General features: G+C 33.5%; 7 protein-coding genes. All 7 read left to right on the top strand.

Annotated features, from left to right (window positions below; translation table 11 throughout):
* Positions 1 to 121 precede the first annotated feature (121 nt).
* The 7 genes from ACFILW_RS09100 (at position 122) to ACFILW_RS09070 (ending at position 3,700) form a co-directional block, all read left to right on the top strand.
* Complete coding sequence (locus ACFILW_RS09100) at positions 122 to 637, top strand: hypothetical protein (protein WP_375646628.1); 516 nt, start codon at positions 122 to 124, stop codon at positions 635 to 637.
* A gap of 245 nt (positions 638 to 882) precedes the next feature.
* Positions 883 to 1,212 carry a helix-turn-helix domain-containing protein gene (locus ACFILW_RS09095; RefSeq protein WP_375685624.1) on the top strand — a complete coding sequence of 110 codons (330 nt, stop codon included), beginning with the start codon at positions 883 to 885 and terminating at the stop codon, positions 1,210 to 1,212.
* A gap of 192 nt (positions 1,213 to 1,404) precedes the next feature.
* Positions 1,405 to 1,851: a single-stranded DNA-binding protein gene (ssb, locus tag ACFILW_RS09090; RefSeq protein ID WP_375685622.1), complete on the top strand. Its 447-nt coding sequence runs from the start codon at positions 1,405 to 1,407 to the stop codon at positions 1,849 to 1,851.
* 10 nt (positions 1,852 to 1,861) lie between these two features.
* Positions 1,862 to 2,398, top strand: a complete 537-nt coding sequence (locus ACFILW_RS09085; protein WP_375646624.1) for a hypothetical protein — start codon at positions 1,862 to 1,864, stop codon at positions 2,396 to 2,398.
* Positions 2,399 to 2,465: 67 nt separating this feature from the next.
* Complete coding sequence (locus ACFILW_RS09080) at positions 2,466 to 2,666, top strand: type II toxin-antitoxin system HicA family toxin (protein WP_007553727.1); 201 nt, start codon at positions 2,466 to 2,468, stop codon at positions 2,664 to 2,666.
* Complete coding sequence (locus ACFILW_RS09075; RefSeq protein ID WP_375646622.1) at positions 2,663 to 3,058, top strand: type II toxin-antitoxin system HicB family antitoxin; 396 nt, start codon at positions 2,663 to 2,665, stop codon at positions 3,056 to 3,058. Before ACFILW_RS09080 ends, ACFILW_RS09075 begins: the two co-directional genes overlap by 4 nt.
* A gap of 321 nt (positions 3,059 to 3,379) precedes the next feature.
* Positions 3,380 to 3,700 carry a hypothetical protein gene (locus tag ACFILW_RS09070; RefSeq protein ID WP_375685621.1) on the top strand — a complete coding sequence of 107 codons (321 nt, stop codon included), beginning with the start codon at positions 3,380 to 3,382 and terminating at the stop codon, positions 3,698 to 3,700.
* The last annotated feature ends 14 nt before the right edge of the window (positions 3,701 to 3,714 follow it).

Below are 3,714 nucleotides of genomic sequence, written 5' to 3'. Positions count from 1 at the left end.
GCGCAAGTAAAAGCATGGGTTTACGGTGGGAATATTCCGAAAAGCGTTCTCAATTACGAACCTCTTATAGACGAGATTAACAGAGAGATCAAAAAATTATCAAAAGCCGCAGGAAATGAACATGTTTACAGATAAGCAAATAAGAGCCTTGTTTGGCATTATAACTTTTATATTTTTATGTTTTTTAGGAATTAAAAAAAATCCCTACTTTATCCAAAGTATTTTGATATTTGCATCTTTTGGTTTGATAATAATAACAAATATTTTTGTAATTTTATGCAATTCTCATATTCCTTTTGAATTGCAAAATAATCCAAAATATAAAGATGATGATACAACGGGTTGGGTGAAACTAACACGTGATTTACAACAGTATATGCACAGACTTTTAAATATAATAATTTTAGCGCTTGTCGTTTTAATTTTTCCAAATAGTTATAAAGAAACGGTTTCTTTGCCTGTCACTTCTAAGCACGTGGAACACCAGTTTTCTTTTTCATTGGATACCGTATTTGGGTACTTAGACATTGTACTTTGGTACTATTTTTTATGCTGTGTATTGTTTCTTATGTTTCGTACACGCAATTTAATAAACATATCCATCTACATACTACAGTCTTGTACTAAAAAGCCATAGTAAAATCTCCGATTTATAAGACTTTTTTGGTTAATCGGTATTGTATCTTCTTAACATCGATTGATGAAATCAACAAAACATCAAAAAACACCTAAAAAGGCACGTAACGATGACTCATATCTGCTCACCATTAAGATATCCAGGCGGCAAGGCTATACTTTATGGAAAAGTCAAAGAAATTTTTGAAAAAAACACAATATCATTTCTCAAAGCAGCTTGATTGCATGAATAGGAGTTTTAATCACATGCTTACACTATTTGGCAAAACTTTACGCAAAATTCGCCTTGATCGCTTTGAACGGCTCTTAGATATGGCTGATAAACTAGGCATATCTGTAGCATTTTTATCTTCTGTTGAGATTGGCAAGAAATCTGTTCCAGTAGGAATGGAAGAAAAGATCATAAAGCTGTACGCTTTAGATCAAAACATGGCTTCTCTTTTAAGAAAAGAGGCTGATATTTGCCGAAAGAATTTTATAATGAATTCTTCTGATCCACTTAACCATAAAATGGCTAACACGTTTTGTAGAACTTTTAAGCACCTTTCACAACAAGAGCTAACAGAGTTTAAGTAATTTATGGTGAGAATGGAAAAAAACGCTGCTTGAAAAATAAAATCCCTTGATCTCCTTATCTTATACGTACACCACAAAACGTAATGTTATATGTTAATAATTAATAATATATCATTGAAATAATTGAAAAAATAATAAAATTATGCTAAGATTTTTTTACATATTTAAATACAAATTTAAGGTAACTGAAATATGCTAAATAAAGTGACGTTAATCGGGCGCCTTGGTGCTAATCCCGAAAGCAAAACAATGAATTCTGGAGCTGAAATAGTCAATTTTAGTATAGCAACTTCTGAAAGCTATACTGATAAAAAGACCAATCAAAAAATAGATAAAACGGAATGGCACTCCATTGTGGTTTTTAATCCACATTTAGCAAAAATTGCTCTTCAGTATCTCAGTAAAGGTTCAAAGGTTTACATAGAAGGCAAATTACAAACACGTAAATGGCAAGATAAAAATGGTCATGACCGTTACACAACAGAGATTGTCTTACCACAATTCAAAGGCGAGTTGTATTTGCTTGATGCCAAAAAAGAGCAATCGGCATTCCCTTCACCCATTACTTCTCAAAATTATGCTATCGCTTCAGGTGCTACTGATCATGGCACATCTCTTAACGATAGCATGCCATTCTGATTGAAAAAATATGGCTAAAAGAAAAAAACATGCAAAATGTGGACGTCCTCGTATTAATGGATGTCTCAGAGAACCCAATGGTCGTATCTCGCGAGTAAAAATACCGCGTGAACCGATTGATAAATTGGCAATTGAAATGCGTGCCAAGCGATTTGGCTTAACCATAGAAGATGCTAAAAATCCGCTTTCCGCTACTTATATCGGACGGCTTTATCTGCAAGGTGTAATTAATCAAGATCAGTATGATGCTGCACAAAAATATCTTGAAGTGAGAAATAATTACCTATGTGCAAAAGGATTGCCTAATGCAATTTATGATAACTTTACTCCTTCATCAAATGAGGAGGCACAAAAACGGTGGATTGAAAGAGCAACTCATTGTTATGAAGTGACGAAAGAGGCTATCAAAGAAGCACAACACCTCTATAGACAGTATAATCTTTATGCTGCATTACAATATCTTGTTATAGAAGATCAATCGCTAACACATCTTGTTAGTTCTTTGCGTATTGTTCTTAATGCGCTTCATAAGCACTTTAGCCGTTAAAAAAGAATTGACATCAGATGAAAAATCATTAAAATGTGTATATATTTACACATCATGAGTTTAGGGAATGGAACAAGATAGCCGAAAAATCATTGCAAAATTAAAGCGTGATGGCTTTGAACTTGTCAAAGTAAAAGGTTCTCATCATAAATTAAAAAAAGATGGTAAGGTTGTTATTGTTCCACATCCTAAAAAAAATCTTCCGATTGGTACAGCACGTTCTATCGCACAACAAGCAGGTTGGTTAAAAAAAGGAGAAGAAAAATGAAAAGATTTTTTGCTCTTGTTCATAAAGATGAAGATTCTGCTTTTGGTGTTCAGTTTCCTGATTTTGAGGGACTTTTTTCTGCTGCTGATGAGGAAGAAAATTTAATCGCAAACGCAACAGAAGCACTTCAACTTTATTGCGAAGATATAGATACAGTGCCTATTCCTTCAAAATTTGAGGAAGTCATCCAACGGGAATCTGTCAAAACAGCTTTGTCAGAAGGAGCTTTTTTAATACAAGTTCCCTTTATTGAAAATGATGCAGAAGTGGTACGTACGAATATATCTATTGAAAGAGGTCTCTTACGTGCAATTGATGATTGTGCACAAGCAAGAGGCTTAACGAGATCTGCTTTTTTGGCAACAGCAGCGCGTCACGAGCTTAATATTTAGATTTTCTTCTTTTTTGGCTGTGTCAATACACATACCATTTTGTTTCTAAAAACACTATGTTTAGGTAAAAAAATAAAAAAAATACAAAATATAGATTTTTTCTATTGACAATGTGTAAAAAATTTTATTTAATGGCAGTACGGCACTAGTCGTATTGTATCTAAAATTCAAAAATATTCCCTAAAATTTGGTAAAATATCAAGCCTTTAAGATGGCTTAACGCACTGTTTTTATTGATAAAATAGGATAACCTATTTTGCACATATCAAAAATCATTAAGTGACTAATGATGTCATTAATTATGACGCAAAAGGAGCGAAGATGAAAGCTGTCATCACTAAGCCAATGTGTGTTGTTGGCGATAATAAAAGCACTGTTCGTTTTGAAACTTCAACTCCCAATAACCCATTTGTTGAGGTATCCAATCAAGTCTATGCTCGTCTCAAGCGTGCAAATGCTGCTAAACCCTTTGTTGATGTTAAAACAAAAATAAAGCCCGACAAGGGAGTTGAACAAATTAAGCAAATAGAAAAAGAACCCAACCAAATATCATCTGAAACAGTAACAGAGGAAACCTCTCTCGAAAAGCCTAAAGCATCTAAAGTTTCCAAGCCATCAACACCTACCCCAAAAAAGGCTTAGAAGTTGAAATTAAT

It is taken from the genome of Bartonella sp. TT110JLCBS, assembly GCF_042193405.1.
GTDB lineage: Bacteria > Pseudomonadota > Alphaproteobacteria > Rhizobiales > Rhizobiaceae > Bartonella.
This window is presented reverse-complemented; position numbering and strand designations above follow the sequence as displayed.